This is a genomic window from Rahnella sp. AN3-3W3, from assembly GCF_003263545.1.
Taxonomy (GTDB): domain Bacteria; phylum Pseudomonadota; class Gammaproteobacteria; order Enterobacterales; family Enterobacteriaceae; genus Rahnella; species Rahnella variigena.
In genome coordinates, this window is the sequence record NZ_JYDG01000045.1 from 1 (window position 1) to 19,949 (window position 19,949).

General features: G+C 52.9%; 16 protein-coding genes. 13 read left to right on the forward strand and 3 right to left on the reverse strand.

Annotation, left to right across the window (positions count from 1 at the left end):
- Positions 1-64 precede the first annotated feature (64 nt).
- Entirely contained in the window at positions 65-490 is a 426-nt protein-coding gene (locus UC15_RS13260) for a GNAT family acetyltransferase (protein ID WP_013574419.1), read from the reverse strand.
- Positions 491-765: 275 nt separating this feature from the next.
- Between UC15_RS13260 and amiA the strand changes: the two genes are divergently transcribed.
- The 4 genes from amiA (at position 766) to UC15_RS13280 (ending at position 4,186) form a co-directional block, all read left to right on the forward strand.
- Positions 766-1,650, forward strand: a complete 885-nt coding sequence (gene amiA / locus UC15_RS13265; protein WP_112288884.1) for an N-acetylmuramoyl-L-alanine amidase AmiA — start codon at positions 766-768, stop codon at positions 1,648-1,650.
- Positions 1,651-1,784: 134 nt separating this feature from the next.
- Positions 1,785-2,735 (forward strand): oxygen-dependent coproporphyrinogen oxidase, encoded by a 951-nt coding sequence (hemF, locus tag UC15_RS13270; protein WP_112288885.1) that lies wholly within the window; start codon positions 1,785-1,787, stop codon positions 2,733-2,735.
- On the forward strand, positions 2,735-3,184 hold the full coding sequence (locus UC15_RS13275; RefSeq protein WP_112288886.1) for a YaiI/YqxD family protein: 450 nt from the start codon (positions 2,735-2,737) through the stop codon (positions 3,182-3,184). Before hemF ends, UC15_RS13275 begins: the two co-directional genes overlap by 1 nt.
- A 54-nt stretch (positions 3,185-3,238) precedes the next feature.
- The gene (locus tag UC15_RS13280) at positions 3,239-4,186 is read left to right on the forward strand and encodes a nucleoside hydrolase (RefSeq protein ID WP_112288887.1); all 948 of its coding nucleotides are present in this window, start codon (positions 3,239-3,241) and stop codon (positions 4,184-4,186) included.
- A gap of 102 nt (positions 4,187-4,288) precedes the next feature.
- Here the strand turns inward: UC15_RS13280 and maeB are convergent, their stop codons facing one another.
- Positions 4,289-6,568 (reverse strand): NADP-dependent oxaloacetate-decarboxylating malate dehydrogenase, encoded by a 2,280-nt coding sequence (gene maeB / locus UC15_RS13285; RefSeq protein ID WP_112288888.1) that lies wholly within the window; start codon positions 6,566-6,568, stop codon positions 4,289-4,291.
- A 385-nt stretch (positions 6,569-6,953) separates the two neighbouring features.
- Here maeB and tal point away from each other — a divergent pair, with 385 nt between their 5' ends.
- The 3 genes from tal to yegD all read left to right on the forward strand — a co-directional run bounded on the left by tal (position 6,954) and on the right by yegD (position 11,499).
- Complete coding sequence (gene tal / locus UC15_RS13290) at positions 6,954-7,904, forward strand: transaldolase (protein WP_112288889.1); 951 nt, start codon at positions 6,954-6,956, stop codon at positions 7,902-7,904.
- A gap of 109 nt (positions 7,905-8,013) precedes the next feature.
- Positions 8,014-10,008: a transketolase gene (gene tkt, locus UC15_RS13295; protein ID WP_112288890.1), complete on the forward strand. Its 1,995-nt coding sequence runs from the start codon at positions 8,014-8,016 to the stop codon at positions 10,006-10,008.
- A 138-nt stretch (positions 10,009-10,146) separates the two neighbouring features.
- Complete coding sequence (gene yegD, locus UC15_RS13300; RefSeq protein ID WP_112288891.1) at positions 10,147-11,499, forward strand: molecular chaperone; 1,353 nt, start codon at positions 10,147-10,149, stop codon at positions 11,497-11,499.
- A 76-nt stretch (positions 11,500-11,575) separates the two neighbouring features.
- On the opposite strand, the gene UC15_RS13305 is transcribed toward yegD, so the two are convergent.
- The gene (locus tag UC15_RS13305) at positions 11,576-12,529 is read right to left on the reverse strand and encodes an aldo/keto reductase (protein WP_112288892.1); all 954 of its coding nucleotides are present in this window, start codon (positions 12,527-12,529) and stop codon (positions 11,576-11,578) included.
- 262 nt (positions 12,530-12,791) lie between these two features.
- On the opposite strand from UC15_RS13305, the gene mdtD reads away from it, so the two are divergent.
- From mdtD to yegS, 6 genes are all read left to right on the forward strand, one after another.
- Positions 12,792-14,267, forward strand: coding sequence for a multidrug transporter subunit MdtD (mdtD, locus tag UC15_RS13310; RefSeq protein WP_112288893.1), 1,476 nt, complete (start codon positions 12,792-12,794; stop codon positions 14,265-14,267).
- Positions 14,264-15,649: a two-component system sensor histidine kinase BaeS gene (baeS, locus tag UC15_RS13315; protein WP_112288894.1), complete on the forward strand. Its 1,386-nt coding sequence runs from the start codon at positions 14,264-14,266 to the stop codon at positions 15,647-15,649. The genes mdtD and baeS overlap by 4 nt, the downstream gene beginning before the upstream one ends.
- Complete coding sequence (gene baeR / locus UC15_RS13320; RefSeq protein WP_112288895.1) at positions 15,650-16,369, forward strand: two-component system response regulator BaeR; 720 nt, start codon at positions 15,650-15,652, stop codon at positions 16,367-16,369. It begins immediately after the preceding gene.
- A gap of 210 nt (positions 16,370-16,579) precedes the next feature.
- Positions 16,580-16,918: a YegP family protein gene (locus tag UC15_RS13325; RefSeq protein ID WP_112288965.1), complete on the forward strand. Its 339-nt coding sequence runs from the start codon at positions 16,580-16,582 to the stop codon at positions 16,916-16,918.
- A gap of 190 nt (positions 16,919-17,108) precedes the next feature.
- Positions 17,109-18,494, forward strand: a complete 1,386-nt coding sequence (yegQ, locus tag UC15_RS13330; RefSeq protein ID WP_112288896.1) for a tRNA 5-hydroxyuridine modification protein YegQ — start codon at positions 17,109-17,111, stop codon at positions 18,492-18,494.
- A gap of 386 nt (positions 18,495-18,880) precedes the next feature.
- Entirely contained in the window at positions 18,881-19,771 is an 891-nt protein-coding gene (gene yegS, locus UC15_RS13335; RefSeq protein ID WP_112288897.1) for a lipid kinase YegS, read from the forward strand.
- The last annotated feature ends 178 nt before the right edge of the window (positions 19,772-19,949 follow it).

The window sequence follows — 19,949 nt, forward strand, 5'->3', positions numbered from 1 at the left end:
TGGGGTCAGTCCACAGATGTGATTCTGCCGGGGCTTTTTTATTCAATGAAGAACAACGGGTAGATTAATATTCCTGGTCTTCGATCAGCCGCTTACCCAGTAAAAGCGTATCCGAAATTTCATAACCCAGTTTTTCGTACATGCTGACCACGGCATCGTTTTCTGCACGCACCATTAAATTCATTTTCGGGCAGCCGCGGGCAATCAGTTTTTTCTCCAGACGATTAACCAGCGCGTTAGCGATGCCTCGTCCGCGATAATCCGGATGTACGCCGAGATAGTTAGCCGAACCGCGATGGCCGTCGTAGCCGCCCATCAGGGTGCCGACCACTTCGCCCCCCACTTCTGCCACCAGGAAAAACTCCGGGCTGTGGTTAATTTTACGTTCGATATCCAGCTCAGGATCGTTCCACGGGCGCAGCAGATCGCAACGCTCCCATAAGGTCAGTACTTCTTCAAAATCTTCTTGACGGTATACGCGAATTTCCATCACTGTTCGCCGCTGTTAATAGGGGTTTACTTGATTATCGCGTGATCTGTTTGATACGCAACATCAAAATCACAGATTGTCTGCTTTAAGAATGAATTTAAACCGCAACTTCAACACCTGAAGAAGATATTCCCGCCCGTTACCGGACATTTATTCGACCCTGATTTCATCCGCGACACAATATTCATAAAAAGTAATAGTTCTCAGATCGAAACTATAAAAAAGATACTCTATAACATAGAGCATTCTGCCTTTTTTCTGACGGTAACGGACTGATGTTAAACCCCCTGAACAAATTTCTACATTTCCAGCCGCTTCCTGCTGCCGCCACACGCCGCCAGTTACTGCTTTCCGGACTCGGTTTAGCGATTGCCGCCTTTGGTTCCCGCTCTGCCAGCGCAGCACAACAGGCACACATCACCAAATCCGCCCCGGCACCTAAGCCGCCTGGCGCGAAGAAACTGGTGATGATCGATCCCGGCCACGGCGGTATTGATTCCGGCGCTGTCGGTCATGAGGGTTCGGAAGAAAAACACGTGGTGCTGGAAATCGCCAACTATGTGCGGGAATTTTTGGGCGAGCAAAGCCATATTGAAGTCAAACTGACCCGCGATTCCGACCACTTTATTCCACTTTATCAGCGTGTTGAACTGGCACATCAGCATCAGGCAGATCTGTTCGTTTCCATTCACGCCGATGGTTACACCAGCCCGACGGCCTCCGGTGCGTCGGTTTTTGCTCTTTCCAATCGCGGTGCCAGCAGCGCCATGGCGCGCTATATGTCGAAGAAAGAAAATGACGCCGACCTGGTTGCCGGAGCGAAGTACGCCAAAGAAGACAACAATTATCTGCAGCAGGTGTTATTCGATCTGGTGCAGACCGACACCATTAAAAACAGCCTGACGCTGGGGCATCACGTGCTCGACAGGATCCGGCCTATCCACCACCTGCACAGCCAGCAAACTGAACAGGCCGCATTTGCCGTTCTGAAATCCCCGTCGATCCCGTCAATTCTGGTGGAAACATCGTTTATCACCAACCATCAGGAAGAACAGTTGCTCAGCACAACAGCGTTCCGCCGTGAAATTGCTCAGGCCATTTCCCAGGGTATCGTGAACTTTTTCAGTTACTTCGACGCCAACGAGCGCAAGCCCCGATAACGTTTCCCCCACACCCAAAGCAGCCGCCTTTGGTGACCCGCAGGGTTTTGGGTATATAATAACGTCCACTTTTCTATCATTCAGCGCCCGCAAGGCGCTGAATGTCTTTTCAGTCAACGTCTGCGAGTTAGCCTGTGAGCCAATCCATTCCCGACATCCAGCAAGTCAAAACCTTCCTGCTCAAGCTTCAGGACCACATTTGCCAGCAACTGGCCGCTGCCGATGGCAAAGGTCATTTTGCTGAAGACCAGTGGGTTCGCGAAGAAGGCGGTGGCGGTCAGAGCCGGGTTATGACCCATGGCGCAGTGTTCGAACAAGCTGGTGTGAACTTCTCGCATGTTTCCGGCGCGACCCTTCCGGCTTCCGCCACGGCACATCGCCCTGAACTTGCCGGGCGTAGTTTTCAGGCCATGGGCGTCTCACTGGTCATTCATCCGCTGAGCCCTTACATTCCGACCAGCCACGCCAATGTGCGTTTCTTTATTGCCGAAAAGCCGGGTGAAGCGCCGGTCTGGTGGTTCGGTGGGGGTTTTGACCTCACACCGTTTTATGGTTTTGAAGAAGATGCCCGCCACTGGCACCTCACCGCGCAGCAGCTTTGCCAGCCATTCGGCGATGACGTGTATCCGAAATACAAAAAATGGTGTGACGATTACTTCTTTATCAAACACCGCAATGAAGCACGCGGGATCGGCGGTTTATTCTTTGACGATCTGAACTCGCCAGATTTCGATACCTGTTTCAGCTTTATGCAGGCCGTCGGTAACGGCTTCACTGACGCCTATCTGCCCATCGTGGAACAACGCAAAGCCCTGCCGTGGGGCGAACGCGAGCGTCAGTTCCAGCTTTACCGCCGTGGCCGCTACGTCGAATTCAATCTGGTGTGGGATCGCGGAACGCTGTTTGGCCTGCAAACCGGCGGGCGTACAGAATCTATTTTGATGTCGATGCCTCCGCTGGTGCGCTGGGAATATGGCTACGAGCCGGAAGCTGGCAGCCCGGAAGCCGCGCTGTACAGCGATTTCCTGCCGGTTCGCGACTGGCTGGCTGAAAAAGGATCCTCTGTAAACGGAGAGCAAAGCTAATGCAAATCTGGGTTGATGCCGACGCCTGTCCGAATGTCATCAAGGAAGTGCTGTTCCGCGCCGCTGAGCGCACCGGCATGATGGTGACACTGGTGGCTAACCAAATCATCCGCACACCGCCGTCGAAATTCCTGCGTACTTTGCGCGTGGAAGCCGGTTTTGACGTCGCGGATAACGAAATCGTTAAACGCACCGAGCCCGGCGATCTGGTGATCACCGCAGATATTCCTCTCGCGGCGGAAGTGATTGAAAAAGGCGGTGTAGCGCTCAACCCTCGCGGCGAGCGGTACACCACTGAAACCATCAAAGAGCGCCTGAATATGCGTGATTTTATGGACACCATGCGCGCCAGCGGCGTGCAGACCGGCGGACCGCCTGCGCTTAATCAGCGCGACCGCCAGCAATTTGCCAATGAACTGGATAAGTGGCTGCAACAAGCCAAAAAATAATCCGGTCTGGCTGTCGAAACCGAAGTACCACTACATTAATTAAAGGAATAAGAAATGGTCAAAAAGATCATCCTTGATTGCGATCCGGGGCACGACGACGCTATCGCTATGTTACTGGCTCACGGTAACCCCGACATCGAACTGCTGGCTGTTACCACGGTAGTCGGTAATCAGACACTGGAAAAAGTCACCCGCAACGCACTTGCCGTTGCTCGTGTGATTAACCTGACCGGAGTGCCATTTGCGGCGGGCGCAACACGTCCGCTGGTGCGTCAGATTGAAGTGGCTGATGAAATCCACGGCGAATCAGGTCTTGACGGACCGGTGCTGCCGGAAGCCGCCATTACGCTGGAGCCGGTTCACGCCATCGACCTGATCATTGATTTGATCATGTCCCATCCACCGAAAACGATCACGCTGGTGCCCACCGGCGGGCTGACCAATATTGCGATGGCGGTACGTAAAGAGCCGCGCATTGCTGACCGTGTGAAAGAAGTGGTGCTGATGGGCGGCGGTTATCATGTGGGTAACTGGAGCGCAGTTGCCGAGTTTAATATCAAAATTGACCCGGAAGCCGCCCATATCGTGTTCAACGAAAAATGGCCGCTGACCATGGTCGGGTTGGATCTCACCCATCAGGCACTTGCCACGCCGGAAGTCGCTGCGCGTATTGCTGCGGTCAGCACACAGCCTGCCAAATTTGTCGGTGAGCTGCTCGATTTCTTCGGTCTGAGCTACAAAGATCGTCAGGGCTTTAATTCCCCGCCGGTTCACGACCCGTGCGCCGTGGCTTACGTGATTGATCCGAACGTGATGACGGTGCAAAAAGTGCCGGTGGATATTGAGCTGACCGGCACGCTGACGCTGGGCATGACCGTTGCCGATTTCCGCACCCCGCCGCCGCCAGATTGCCACACGCAGGTCGCGGTAAAACTCGATCATCAGCGTTTCTGGGATCTGATCGTCGATGCGCTGGAGCGGATCGGCGAAGTGAAATACTGAGCCCGTCATTTCATGAAACAGGGCGCCCGTTGCGGCGCCCTTTCAGGTTTAAGCAGGCAGGTTCAAAGAGTCAGGGTTAAAGAGTTAGAGTTAGAGTTAGAGTTAAAGAGGCTCGGTCTGCGCCTCGACCACGGCTAAAGCCACCATATTCACAATCCTGCGTACCGAAGCAATCGGTGTCAGAATATGTACCGGTTTCGACACCCCCATCAGCACTGGTCCGACAGTCACGCCTTCAGAGCACGATACCCGCAGCAGGTTGTAGCTGATACGCGCCGATTCCATATTCGGCATAATCAGGATATTGGCCGAACCTTTCAGCGGGCTGTCCGGCATGATGTCCTGACGTATGCTTTCCACCAGCGCCGCATCGCCATGCATCTCGCCGTCTATTTCCAGCTCAGGATCAAGCTCGTTTACCAGCTCCAGCGTACGTCGCATTTTCAGCGCCGCCGGACTGTCTGACGTGCCAAAACTCGAATGCGAAAGCAATGCAACCTTTGGCTCAATACCAAAACGCCGCACCGTTTCTGCCGCCATCAGCGTGATTTCTGCCAGCTGTTCCGGCGTCGGATCGTCGTTAACGTAAGTGTCTGCAATAAACGTATTGCCGCTTGGCAGCAGCAACGCATTCATCGCGCCGGCAACGTGCGCTCCTTCGCGAAAACCAAATACTTTCTCCACGATGTCGTAATGCTCGTGATAGGTACCGACTGTACCGCAAATCATCGCATCAGCTTCACCACGCAACAGCATGATGGCGGAAATCAGTGTCGGATTACCAATCACCGCCCGCCGCGCCTGCTCCTGCGACACACCGCGCCGTTTCATCAGCTCATAATATTCACGCCAGTACTCATTGAAGCGCGGATCAGATTCGTTATTTACCACTTCGAAATCGCGGCCTGCTTCCAGTTGCAGCCCCAGCTTTTTAATGCGCATGGCAATAACGCTTGGCCGCCCGACCAGAATAGGTTTGGCCAGCCCAAGGGAAATCAACTCCTGCGTGGCCTGTAATACGCGTTGTTCTTCACCTTCCGCCATCACCACCCGCCGGGCATCTTTCTTCGCCTGCGAGAAAATGGGCTTCATAAACAAATTGGTTTTATAGACGAATTCCGTCAGCTTCTCGGCGTACGCATCCAGGTCTTCAATAGGGCGCATCGCCACACCAGAATCCATTGCCGCTTTGGCAACCGCGGGTGCAATTTTCACAATCAGCCGCGGGTCAAAGGGTTTCGGAATGATGTAGTCCGGGCCGAAAGACAACTCTTCTTCTCCATAGGCGGAAGCCACCACATCACTTTGTTCTGCCATCGCCAGATCGGCAATCGCATGAACACAAGCCAGTTTCATTTCTTCATTGATAGTGGTTGCACCAACATCCAGCGCGCCACGGAAAATGAACGGGAAGCACAGCACGTTATTGACCTGGTTGGGATAATCCGAGCGACCTGTACAGATGATGGCATCAGGGCGAACCGCTTTCGCCAGCGGTGGCAGAATCTCCGGTTCAGGATTGGCAAGCGCCAGGATCAGCGGATCCTTCGCCATGGTTATCACCATCTCCTGCGTCAAAACGCCGGGGCCGGAACAGCCGAGGAAGATGTCGGCTTGCGGAATGGCATCGCCCAGCGTGCGCTGCCCGTTGTCGTCAATGGCATACGCTGCTTTGGTTTCGGCCATATTTTCTTCGCGGCCTTTATAGATAACGCCACGGGAATCACAGGCCGTAATGTTGTGGCGCTTAAGTCCGAGCGCGACCAGCAGATTCAGACAGGCAATAGCAGAAGCCCCCGCGCCGGACACCACCAGCCGGACATCCGAAATATTTTTGCCCACCACGCGTAAACCGTTGAGTACCGCCGCCGTACAGATAATCGCGGTGCCGTGCTGATCGTCATGAAACACCGGGATCTTCATGCGTTCACGCAGCTTTTTCTCGATGTAAAAACATTCCGGCGCTTTGATGTCTTCAAGGTTGATGCCGCCAAATGTCGGCTCCAGCGCGGCTATCACGTCGATCAGTTTATCCGGATCGTTTTCATCGACTTCGATATCGAACACGTCGATACCCGCGAATTTTTTGAACAATACGCCCTTCCCTTCCATCACCGGTTTACCGGCCAGCGCGCCGATATTACCCAGTCCGAGAACCGCGGTTCCGTTCGAAATTACCGCCACCAGATTGCCGCGAGCTGTGTATTTGTAAGCGGCCTGCGGATCTCTGGCGATCTCCAGACAGGGAGCGGCAACACCGGGTGAATAAGCCAGCGCCAGATCACGTTGTGTGGCGAGGGGTTTGGTGGGCGAGACCTGAATTTTTCCGGGCACCGGGAATTCATGAAAATCGAGCGCACTTTGCTTGAGTTGTTCGTCCATCGTAGGGTCCTTTTCTTGTTTCTTATTTTTTGCAGAGACAACAGGGTACGGGTAAACATCACCATCAGGTTTCCCGCTGACCAGTATAGATAACCCTGCCACGACGAAGGGTGAATAACGACCAAAAATTGACCGTTACATTGTTTGCTTTTCATTCATGGAAGACGTCTCGTAAAAATCAACTAAGCTTAAAGTTTGTCCTTGCGCTTTTCTCGTCAGACGCCCAATTTAAGCAGCAACAAAGGCCGCCATTGTTGAGACCCATTGCAGTAATCAGAAAAAGCGCATTCAGTTTGTTAACAGAATGATGCAGGGTAGGAGCCCTACGAACCAGAGTCAGACGACCTTATTGCTGTATCGTTTTTTCTCGCTAAGGAGCTAAGAGATGAACCAGTTAGACGCACTAAAAAAAATCACCACCGTCGTTGCCGACAGCGGTGACATTGAATCTATCCGTCATTTCGAGCCTCAGGATGCGACCACCAATCCTTCGCTGATCCTCAAAGCAGCCGACCTGCCGCAATACCAAAACCTGATTAAAGACGCGCTGGACTATGCCCGTAAGCAAGGCGGCAGCAAAGAGACTCAGGTGATCAATGCCACAGATAAACTGGCCGTTAATATCGGGGGGGAAATCCTGAAAAGCGTGCCAGGCCGCATCTCGACTGAAGTCGATGCCCGCCTGTCTTTCAATAGTGAATTGTGTATCGAAAAGGCCCGTAAACTGATTGGCCTGTATCAGGATCAGGGCATTGATAAATCCCGTATTCTGATCAAACTGGCTTCCACCTGGGAAGGGATCAAAGCCGCAGAGAAGCTGGAAAAAGAAGGCATCAACTGTAACCTGACCCTGCTGTTCTCATTCGCTCAGGCACGCGCCTGTGCAGAAGCCGGCGTCTACCTGATTTCTCCGTTCGTTGGGCGTATTTACGACTGGTACAAAGCCAAAGAGCCGAACGCAACGTATGACGTGGAAAAAGATCCGGGCGTGAAATCGGTTCGCGACATCTACGACTACTACAAATCTCACGATTACCCGACCGTCATCATGGGTGCCAGCTTCCGTAAAGTGGAACAAATCCTGGCGCTGGCAGGTTGTGACCGCCTGACCATTTCTCCAAATCTGCTGGAAGAACTGAAAGCCAGCAATGAACCGGTTGAACGTAAATTACAGCCTTCCGGCAAGGGGGGGGAAAAACCCGCACCTCTGACACAGGCTGAATTCCTCTGGGAACACCATCAGGACGCCATGGCCGTTGAAAAACTGGCGGAAGGTATCCGCGCATTCGCCGTCGATCAGAAGAAACTCGAAGATATGCTTTCAGCACAGCTTTAGTTTCAGCCGTAGTTTAAAAATCTAACCTCAGCTGAGTCACCTGGCAGACCGGTGGCAACTCCGCACTTTTGTCATCTGGCTCAGCAAAGTGACCCATCCGGAGAAAAATATGCCTTCTCGTAGAGAACTAGCGAATGCTATCCGTGCACTTAGCATGGATGCCGTCCAGAAAGCGAATTCCGGACACCCCGGCGCCCCGATGGGGATGGCCGATATCGCCGAAGTCTTGTGGCGCGATTACATGAATCACAACCCGACCAACCCGAAATGGGCCGATCGTGACCGCTTCCTGATGTCCAACGGCCACGGCTCGATGCTGCAATACAGTCTGCTGCACCTGACCGGTTACGACCTGCCAATGAGCGAACTGGAAAACTTCCGCCAGTTGCATTCTAAAACACCAGGACATCCTGAATACGGTTATACGCCGGGCGTGGAAACCACCACCGGCCCGCTGGGTCAGGGCGTTGCCAACGCCGTGGGTTTTGCGATTGCTGAACGTACGTTAGGCGCGCAGTTCAACCGTGAAAATCACGAAATCGTCAACCATCACACCTACGTTTTCTTAGGGGATGGCTGCATGATGGAAGGGATTTCCCACGAAGCCTGCTCGCTGGCCGGTACCCTGAAACTCGGCAAACTGACCGCGTTTTATGATGACAACGGCATCTCCATTGACGGACACGTCGAAGGCTGGTTTACCGATGATACGGCCAAACGTTTCGAAGCTTACGGCTGGCATGTCATCCGTGGAATTGACGGCCAAAACTCCGACGCCATAAAAGCGGCAATCGAAGAATCTCATAAAGTCACTGACCGCCCTTCCCTGCTGATGTGCAAAACGGTGATTGGTTTCGGTTCGCCGCATAAAGCCGGGACTCATGAAGCACATGGTGCCGCACTGGGTGCCGACGAAGTCGCCGCCACCCGCAAGGCGCTGGGCTGGAACTATCCGGCCTTTGAAATCCCGCAAGATATTTATGACGCCTGGGATGCTAAAGAAGCGGGCAAAGCCAAAGAAAAAGCCTGGAACGATAAATTCGCCGCTTATGCCAAAGCCTATCCTGAGCTGGCCGCTGAATTTGACCGTCGCGTTAATGGCAAATTACCTGCGGACTGGGAATCCAAAGCACAGGCATTCATCGAAGGTTTGCAGGCCAAACCTGCGAATATCGCCAGCCGTAAAGCCTCACAAAATACTCTGGAAGAGTTTGGCAAAATTTTGCCTGAATTCCTTGGCGGTTCCGCAGACCTTGCGCCAAGTAACCTGACCATGTGGTCGGGCTCAAAATCACTGATTGAAGACCACGCCGGTAACTACATCCACTACGGCGTGCGTGAGTTCGGAATGACGGCCATCTCCAACGGTCTCGCGCTGCACGGCGGTTTCCTGCCTTATTCTGCGACCTTCCTGATGTTCGTTGAATATGCCCGAAACGCGGTACGTCTGGCGGCGCTGATGAAAATACGCAACGTGTTCGTGTATACCCACGATTCGATTGGTCTGGGGGAAGACGGTCCGACGCACCAGCCGGTTGAGCAAATGGCCAGCCTGCGTGTGACGCCAAACATGAGCCTGTGGCGTCCGGCTGATCAGGTCGAATCTGCCGTGGCATGGAAATATGCCATCGAGCGCAACGACGGTCCGGTTGCACTTATCTTCTCGCGTCAGAACCTGACTCAGCAACCGCGTACCGCTGAGCAACTGGCAAACGTGGCGCGCGGTGGTTATGTGCTGAAAGACTCAGACGGCACGCCGGATGTGATTCTGATTGCCACCGGGTCCGAAGTTGGTATTACGGTAGAAGCCGCGGACAAACTGGCTGCAGCGGGTACTAAAGTGCGGGTAGTCTCTCTGCCTTCTACTGATGTGTTCGACAAACAGGACGAGGCTTACCGCGAATCTGTGCTGCCGAAAGCCGTGACTGCGCGCGTGGCGGTGGAAGCCGGTATCGCCGATTACTGGTACAAATACGTCGGCCTCAACGGTGCAATTGTCGGCATGACCTCTTTCGGGGAATCTGCACCAGCAGAGCAACTGTTTAAAGAGTTTGGCTTTACGGTTGATAATGTTGTCGCAAAAGCGCAGGCGCTGTTGAAGTAAAAGATGTGAAGTAATTCTGTGTAGTTTATTCCCTCTTCATCTCAGGAGAGGGAATTCCTTCTATTTCCGCCCCGCTGACTTGATGAATCTGCCTCTCTCCGGTAAAGTCCCGTCCCTTCTTTGGCATGGGGAACAATGATGTTTATTGGATTTGACTACGGTACAGCGAATTGCTCAGTTGCAGTAATGCGCGATAATAACGCCCATCTGCTGGCGTTAGAAAATAACGATCCTTATTTACCCTCCATGCTTTGTGCTCCGACACGTGAAGCGGTCAGCGAATGGCTGAACCGTCACGGACAGGTTCCGGCAGGCAGTGATGAAAATCTGGCACTGTTGCGCCGCAGCATCAGCTTTAACCGCGAGGAAGATATTCCGGTTAATGCCAACAGCGTGCATTTCGGTTTGCAGGCGTTGTCGACTTATATGGAAGATCCGGAAGAGGTGTACTTTGTCCGCTCTCCGAAATCCTTCCTGGGCGCGAACGGCCTGAAACCTCAACAGATTGCCCTGTTTGAAGATCTGGTCTGCGCAATGATGTACCACATTAAGCGTCAGGCCGAATCCGTCTTGCAGGAAAGTATTGAACAGACCGTGATCGGCCGCCCGATCAACTTTCAGGGGATGGGTGGTGAAGAGGCCAATGCTCAGGCGCAGGGCATTTTACAACGTGCCGCTGAGCGCGCCGGTTTCCGTGATATTGCGTTCCAGTTTGAACCGGTCGCCGCAGGTCTGGATTTCGAAGCGACACTGACGGAAGAGAAAACCGTGCTGGTCGTCGATATAGGCGGCGGTACCACGGACTGCTCAGTCTTGCTGATGGGCCCGCAGTGGCGCGATAAAGCAGAGCGTCAGAACAGCCTGCTCGGTCACAGTGGTTGTCGCGTTGGCGGTAATGATCTGGACATCATGACTGCGTTCAAACAGCTCACACCGCAGTTTGGTATGGGCAGCGAAACGCAAAAAGGGATCGCTATCCCGGCTCTGCCTTACTGGAATGCAGTGGCGACCAACGATGTTCCTGCACAGTTAGATTTCTACAGCGTGGCGAATGGCCGTATGTTGCGGGATCTGATCCGCGATGCCGCGCAACCGGATCTGATCAAACGCCTGCTGAAAGTCCAGCAACAGCGTCTGAGTTATCGTCTGGTGCGTGCCGCAGAAGAAAGTAAAATTGCACTTTCTGAACGTGAAAGCGTTACGGCTGCGATGGACTTTATTGAATCCGGTCTGGCGGAAACCATCAGCCAGCAGCAACTGAGTGACGCGATTTCTCAGCCGCTGGAACGCATTCAGGAACAGGTCAGTCTGGCACTGGCCAGCAGCGAAATTAAACCTGACGTAATTTACCTGACCGGCGGCAGTGCGCGTTCGCCGCTGCTGCGTGCTGCATTACAGACGCAGTTACCGGGTATTCCGCTGGTCGGTGGCAATGATTTCGGCTCGGTCACCGCTGGCCTGGCCCGCTGGGCACAAACGTTGTTCCGTTAAGTTTTAAAGATGCAGATAAACAAAAACCGCCTGATTTGAATTGAAGGCGGTTTTTTTTATGGCTCAGATTTAGTGTTTACCAGGCGCTGGCGTCATTTAAGGTCTTAATATCCGCATCATCCAGTTTGAGGGTGGCAGCCTGCGCCAGCTCACTCAGTTGTTGCAGTGACGTCGCGCTGACAATCGGCGAGGTAATACTCGGGCGGGCAATCTGCCAGGCCAGTGCAACTTGTCCTGGCTGTGCGCCGTGCTTCTCAGCCACCTGATCCAGCCCCGCCAGCACTTTCAGGCCACGTTCATTCAGGCAACGTGCGATCACGCTTTCACCGCGCTTACTTTTACCGGCATCCGCTTTGGTACGGTATTTCCCGGTCAGGAACCCGGCGGCCAGACCATAGAAGTTGATCACGCCTAAACCGTTATCCCTGACGACTTTTTCAAGTGCTTCTTCATACACTTTGCGGTCGTACAAATTGTACTGCGGTTGCAGCGTTTCATAACGCGCCAGCCCGTTTTCCTGACTGACTTTCAGCGCTTCGGCCAGGCGTGGTGCGCTGTAGTTTGAAGCGCCAACGGCACGCACTTTACCTTCTTTAATCAGCGCATCGAATGCCGCCATGGTTTCGGCCAGCGGCGTATCGGCATCATCATCATGCGACTGATATAAATCGATATAATCTGTTTGCAGGCGTTTCAGCGAGGCTTCGACCGCTTCTTTAATATAGCGTGGCGATAAACCCACTTTGCCTTCGCCCATCGGTTTGCCGACTTTGGTCGCCAGAATAATCTGGTCACGCTTACCGGTTTTTTTCAGCCAGTTGCCGATAATGGTTTCCGATTCGCCCCCTTTGTTGCCTTCAACCCAGCTTGAATACACATCGGCGGTGTCGATAAAATTCAGTTTATGATCCAGTAAGGCATCGAGCAGGTTAAAGGAAGCCGCCTGATCGACCGTCCAGCCGAATACGTTGCCGCCAAACGTCAGCAACGGCACCTGAATACCTGAACGACCCAGTTCTCTTTTGCTCATTATTCTCTCCCTTTCATAAGGTCAGATTTAACTTACTTTGCATGCGAACGATTTGCGATCAAAGGTCAACCATAGCATTTTGATATAAAATGTCAGGCTGAAGGCTATTCTTTATTGTCAGAAGAATTGTCAAAAAATGGGAAAGACTCTCCTTATTTCCTCCATTTTCTGCTGAAACATTCTGGCTACACTGTGAGCCTGGTTTTAAGGTGGATCTCCCTCCTGAAATGCCGCGACAATGATTGTGCTGATGCGATAACCCATGAAATCTGAAAACACAGACACCTTACCGCCTTCTGCTCCCCTGCCGCCTTCGGTGCGCTGGCAGCTGTGGATTGTCGCCTTCGGCTTTTTTATGCAGGCCCTCGACACCACGATTGTGAATACTGCACTGCCTTCGATGGCACGCAGTCTGGGTGAAAACCCGCTGCACATGCATTCGGTGGTTGTGGCTTATGTGCTGACGGTCGCCGTGATGCTGCCTGCCAGTGGCTGGCTGGCGGATAAGGTCGGTGTGAAATGGGTATTCTTTTCGGCCATTGTGCTGTTTACGCTTGGCTCGCTGTTATGCGCGCAATCGGAAAGTCTGCGTGAACTGGTGATGTCGCGCATCGTTCAGGGGATTGGCGGTGCGATGATGGTGCCGGTCGGGCGGCTGACGGTGCTGAAAATTGTCCCGCGAAGCGAGTACATGGCGGCGATGACCATGGTCACGTTACCCGGCCAGGTCGGTCCGCTTCTGGGCCCGGCGCTGGGCGGTTTTCTGGTGCAATACGCCAGCTGGCACTGGATCTTCCTGATTAATCTGCCGGTCGGTCTGGCCGGTTGTATCGCCACTTTAATGATTATGCCCAATTACAAAATGCAGACCCGCCGCTTTGATATCAGCGGGTTTGTGATGCTGGCCGTGTGCATGGCGACGCTAACCCTGGCGCTGGAAGGCAGCCGCAGTATGGGGCTGAGCGTGCTGGAAATTTTCCTGCTGGTCGTCGTCGGTGGCGGCGCGCTGGGTGTTTACTGGATGCATGCGCGCGGCAATCTTTCTGCGCTGTTTTCACTGCGCCTGTTCCATACCCCGACATTTAAAATTGGCCTGATCGGCAGTCTGCTCGGGCGTATCGGCAGCGGCATGTTGCCGTTCATGACGCCAGTATTTCTGCAACTCGGTATGGGTTTTACGCCTTTCCATGCCGGACTGATGATGATCCCGATGGTGCTCGGCAGTATGGGGATGAAACGCGTGGTGGTCCGGCTGGTCAATCAGCTCGGCTACCGGAAGGCACTGGTCAGCGCGACCTTGCTGCTGGCGCTGATCACGTTGATTTTCCCGCTGGTGGCGATTTACGGTGCGGTCTGGATGATCCCGATTGTATTGTTCTTCCAGGGCATGGTGAACTCCCTGCGCTTCTCGTCGATGAATACGCTGACGCTGAAAGATCTGCCGTCGCGCCTTGCCAGCAGTGGCAACAGTTTGCTGTCAATGATCATGCAGTTGTCGATGAGTCTGGGCGTCAGTGTCGCCGGTTTGCTGATTGGAGTGTCCGCCCATCAGCAGGCCATTACACCGGACAGCGCCACCATGCACACCGCGTTCCTGTATTGTTATATGTCGATGGCGCTGGTGATCGCCCTGCCAGCCTGGGTATTTTCCAAAGTGCCACCTGATACGCAGAAAAATGCCATTATCGACCGTCGTCGCGCTGCGGCCGGCTCCCCTGATCCGATGAGAAAATCATGAAACCTGGTATTACCGCCAAGTTGTTTATGGCCATTTTTTGTACCTGCGCACTGGTGCTGATCACCATGAACTGGGGCGTTCGGATGAGCTTTGAACGGGGCTTTATCGACTATATCCGTCAGAGCAACGAACAGCGCGTCGAACTGCTGGCTGACACCTTGCAGGAGCAGTACAAACAACACGGCAGCTGGGAATTTCTGGAAACCAATGACCGGTTGATCTATCAGATCATGCGTTCATTTGAACAAAACAGCAGCCCGAGAATGCCGCCGCAGGGATGGCGCACGAAGTTCTGGATCCTCGACAGCCACGATCATCGGATCGGCGGTTACGATCAGCCGGTCCCACCGGATTTACAAGGTCCGCGCCGCGTGATGACCGTTAATGGTGTGGTCATCGGATCGGTGATTTCGACGCCTGCCGAACGCCTGACCCGCGATGCTGATATTAATTTCGAACGCCAGCAAAGCCGCACCAGCTGGATGATTGTCGCCTTTACCGCGCTGCTGGCCGCTGCCGTCACCTGGATGTTGTCCCGCGGAATGCTCGCGCCGGTAAAACGGCTGGTGAACGGTACGCATCAGCTGGCTGCGGGGAATTTCAGCACACGGGTTGAAGTCGACAGTGAAGATGAACTCGGGAAACTGGCGCAGGATTTTAATCAGCTGGCGATGACGCTGGAAAAAAATGAGCAGATGCGCCGGGCGTTTATGGCGGATATTTCCCATGAGTTGCGCACACCGCTGGCCGTTCTGCGTGGTGAGCTGGAAGCCATGCAGGATGGCGTCCGTAAAATGACGGTTGGATCGCTGGAATCACTGCAATCTGAAGTGTCGATTCTGACCAAACTAGTGGACGATTTGCATCAGCTTTCGCTTTCCGATGCCGGTGCGCTGGCATACCGCAAGGTGGACACCGACGTCGTACATCTGGTGCAGCTGGCGGAAGCCGGTTCGCGTGATCGTTTCCATGCCAAGCAACTAACCCTGACCAGCCACCTGCCGGAAAGCGCTGAAGTGTTTGGCGATCCGCAGCGTCTTTCGCAGCTGTTCAACAATCTGCTGGAAAATAGTCTGCGCTATACTGACCCGAATGGCGGTCTGGAGATCCGGGGCGAAATACGGGATAAATCACTTTACCTGATGTTCCAGGACAGCGCGCCGGGCATCAGCGATGAACAGCTTGGCCGTATTTTTGAACGGTTTTATCGTACCGAAGGCTCGCGCAACCGCGCCAGTGGCGGTTCGGGGTTAGGTCTGGCCATTTGCCAGAATATTGTCGAAGCGCACGGCGGGCAGATCAGCGCCAGCCATTCTCCGGCGGGTGGCGTTCGTATTACGATCGTCCTGCCGCTCTCTGTTACATCAGGCCCGAGAAACTGAATGAACGACTCTGTATTGTCCGGCCCGGCGCCGTTAAAAATTCTGATTGTGGAAGACGAGCCAAAACTTGCTCAGCTGTTAATCGACTATCTCGAAGCCGCAGGCTATGCCACCCAATGGCTGGCGGACGGACATGACGTCATCTCGCAGGTGAAGCACCAGCCGCCGGCACTGATTTTGTTAGATCTGATGCTGCCAGGCAGCAGCGGATTATCCATTTGCCGAGACATTCGCCAGTTTTCCGATGTACCGATCATGATGGTGACGGCAAAAACGGAAGAGATTGATCGCCTGCTCGGACTGGAAATCGGTGCAGATGATTACATCTGCAAACCTTACAGCCCGCGTGAAGTTGTGGCCCGCGTGAAGGTTATTTTGCGCCGCTGCGTGCGTCAGGAAGACAATGTGCCGAGAGATAACGGTCTGCACATTGATGAAGCGCGCTTTCAGGCCACATTCCAGGGTCATGAACTTGAACTGACACCGGCAGAATTCCGCCTGCTAAAAACGCTGTCCGTCAAACCGGGTTACGTGTTTACCCGCGAAGTGCTGCTCAATAATCTCTATGACGACTACCGCGTCGTCACTGACCGTACCATCGACAGTCATATCAAGAACCTGCGCCGTAAACTCGAATCTCTGGACGGGGAAAAGGCGTTTATCCGCGCCGTCTATGGCGTGGGCTATCGCTGGGAAGCGGAACCCTGTCATTTGGCATAACGCATGACTCACAGCTAATAACGAATAACGAATAACGAATAACGAATAACGAATAACGAATACCTGGCCGGCAATTGAGTTTTGTAAAGTTTCTGAAAGTCTGTCGGCCAGTTCACATTTCATGTCTTAAATCTTTCCTCCCGCCGCGAAACTGTTCCCATTAACTACACTTATCTCTGGAAAATAACCCCTCTGATGGAGATTACCTTTATGGCTACTGGTCACTATGATCTGAAAAAAGCGAAGAATGGACAGTTTCACTTTAACCTGAAGGCTGGGAACGGAGAGATTATTCTCACCAGTGAAATGTATGCCAGTAAAGCGTCAGCAGAAAACGGGATTTCATCGGTTCAGACTAACTCCCCTGAGGAAGCGCAGTACGAAATCAAACCTTCAAAAGACGGCCAGTTTTACTTTGTACTGAAAGCGAAAAACCATCAGGTGATTGGTATCAGCGAAATGTACACCACGGAAAGTGCATCGAAAAAAGGTGTTCAGTCGGTGGTGAAAAACGGCGCAAGCACTGATATCCGCGATTTGACGCAGTAGTTCTCAATGATTTCTGTTTTTAGCTATTCAGGAGCAGAGGAGGAAATTGATCTGGCTCCTGAATAGTCTAAATAGCGTTGTAATACCCACACGAAATGGCTGCTTTTGATCAACTCAGACGTTACAATTCTGACCTTTCGTCGCCCCGCATCCGGGACGGCCCTGACCTGTGATCAGACTGAGATTGACTATGTTTACCCGCGATTCTTTTGTTCCGGAACTGCTTTCCCCTGCCGGCTCCCTGAAAAATATGCGTTACGCCTTCGCTTACGGTGCAGATGCGGTTTATGCCGGTCAGCCACGTTACAGCCTGCGCGTTCGTAATAACGAATTTAACCACCAGAATCTGGAAATCGGCATCAATGAAGCCCATGCTCTGGGGAAAAAATTCTATGTGGTGGTGAATATTGCCCCGCATAACGCCAAGCTGAAAACCTTCATCCGTGATCTGCAACCGGTGATCGACATGGGGCCCGATGCCCTGATCATGTCCGATCCGGGTCTTATCATGATGGTGCGTGAAGCCTTCCCGCAGATGGACATTCATCTTTCGGTGCAGGCTAACGCCGTGAACTGGGCGACGGTGAAATTCTGGAAACAAATGGGGCTGACGCGTGTGATTTTATCGCGCGAGCTTTCGCTGGAAGAAATCGCCGAGATCCGCGCACAGGTGCCGGATATGGAAATCGAAATCTTCGTTCACGGTGCGCTGTGCATGGCGTATTCCGGCCGCTGCCTGCTTTCCGGCTACATCAACAAGCGTGACCCGAATCAGGGAACCTGTACCAACGCCTGTCGCTGGGAATATAAAGTTCAGGAAGGCAAAGAAGACGCCATCGGTAATATCGTGCATCAGTACGAGCCGATCCCGATTCAGCAGGTGGAAGCCGCAGAGCCAACATTAGGCATCGGTCAGCCAACAGATAAAGTCTTTATGCTCGAAGAAGCCCTGCGCCCTGGCGAATACATGAGCGCGTTTGAAGACGAACACGGCACGTATATTATGAATTCTAAGGATCTGCGCGCCATTCAGCATGTGGAAACTCTGACAAAAATGGGCGTGCATTCGCTTAAAATCGAGGGACGTACAAAATCCTTCTATTATTGCGCGCGCACGGCACAGGTTTATCGCCGGGCCATTGACGATGCCGTCGCCGGTAAGCCTTTTGATCCGACGCTGCTTTCCACGCTGGAAGGTCTTGCGCATCGCGGATACACCGAAGGTTTCCTGCGTCGCCATACTCACGATGCACAGCAGAACTACGAATATGGTTTCTCTGTCAGCGACCGCCAGCAATTTGTCGGCGAATTCACCGGTAATCGTATGGATGGCTGGGCAGAAATCGATGTGAAGAATAAATTCTGCGTCGGTGACAGTGTGGAAATGATGACGCCGCAGGGTAACGTCCAGTTCAAACTGGAAGCCCTGCGCAATAAGAAAGGTCAGCCAACTGACGTGGCGCCGGGTAACGGCCACATGGTGTATGTCGCACTGCCGGAAGACGTCAGTCTGGAGTTCGCCATTTTATTGCGTAATCTGGAAGACACGGACACACGTAATCCGCATTCGAAATAATGTTTTGGTCGAAAACAAGAATTCGATCACATCTATTTCTGACCGGGCTGGATAATATGCATTCGCAATTTACTTCGAATGCAAAATAAAGCACCGGACTATACCAGGAACCACCTCCTTGGCCAGCTCAATCTCCCTTGAGCTGGCTTTTCTTTTTGTATTCATTAAACAAAAATCCGTCATATTTAACTAATCCTCTTCAGTTATTCGCCTTAATAACGTGATGTCATGTTTTTTAATAAATACGTTTCTGAAATATAAACGTCCTTTCTAATTAATATCAGCACAATTATTTAACCTCATTGTCAACTTTTCGCTGATTTATCCGATAGCCAAATGCCACTACTTTCATCTATTGTTGGTGTAAGTAGATAAAAGGAGCGTACATGACCACAGCAATGCTGATTTTAAATGGAAAAGGCGCAGGCAACGAAGAGCTGCGGATCGCCATCGGCGCGCTACGCAAAGAGGGCGAGGATCTCAATGTGCGTGTCACCTGGGAGTACGGAGACGCCGCGCGATATGTGGACGAAGCCATTAAACTGGGCTGCGAAACCGTGATTGCCGGTGGCGGCGACGGCACCATTAATGAAGTGGCGGGTGCGCTGACACAATACGAGGGACAACGACGCCCCGTGCTCGGCATCGTGCCGCTGGGCACCGCAAATGATTTCGCAACGGCCTGCAATATTCCCCTCGAGCCAGAGCAGGCGTTACAGCTGGCGGTCAAAGGCCGCGCGGTCGATATCGATCTGGCCAAAGTGAATGACCAGCATTTCTTTATCAACATGGCGACCGGGGGATTCGGCACGCGTATCACAACCGAAACGCCAGAAAAACTCAAAGCAGCGCTTGGCGGCGTGTCCTATTTCATCCACGGTCTCTTACGTCTGGATACGCTGAAAGCTGACCGCTGTGAAATCAGAGGCCCGGATTTTCGCTGGGAAGGCGATGCCCTGGTAATCGGTATTGGTAATGGCCGCCAGGCCGGTGGCGGGCAACAAATATGCCCGGACGCGTTGATTAACGATGGTCTGCTGCAATTACGTCTGCTGACCTCAGAGGAGCTGCTGCCGTCATTCCTGCGCAGCTTGCTCAATAATGAAGAGAACAAAAATATTGTGTCCGCCAGTCTGCCCTGGCTCGAAATCACCGCACCGCACGATATGACGTTCAATCTCGACGGCGAACCGCTCACCGGTAAACAGTTCAAAATTGAAGTTCTTCCCTCTGCCATTCGGTGTCGTTTACCCCCTCACTGCGAACTTTTAGGCTAACATTTTCTTCTTCTGTTCATTCTCTGTACTGTGATCCGTCTTGCAGTACAGAGCAAATCTGCCGTTATTTTTGTGATCTTCTCCGCTAAAAGCTTATCCGCATACTTGTATGGTAGATGCGCATTGCCTAATTTTACTCTGCCGATGTCGCTGAATAATTCATTTCTGAATTTCTGCG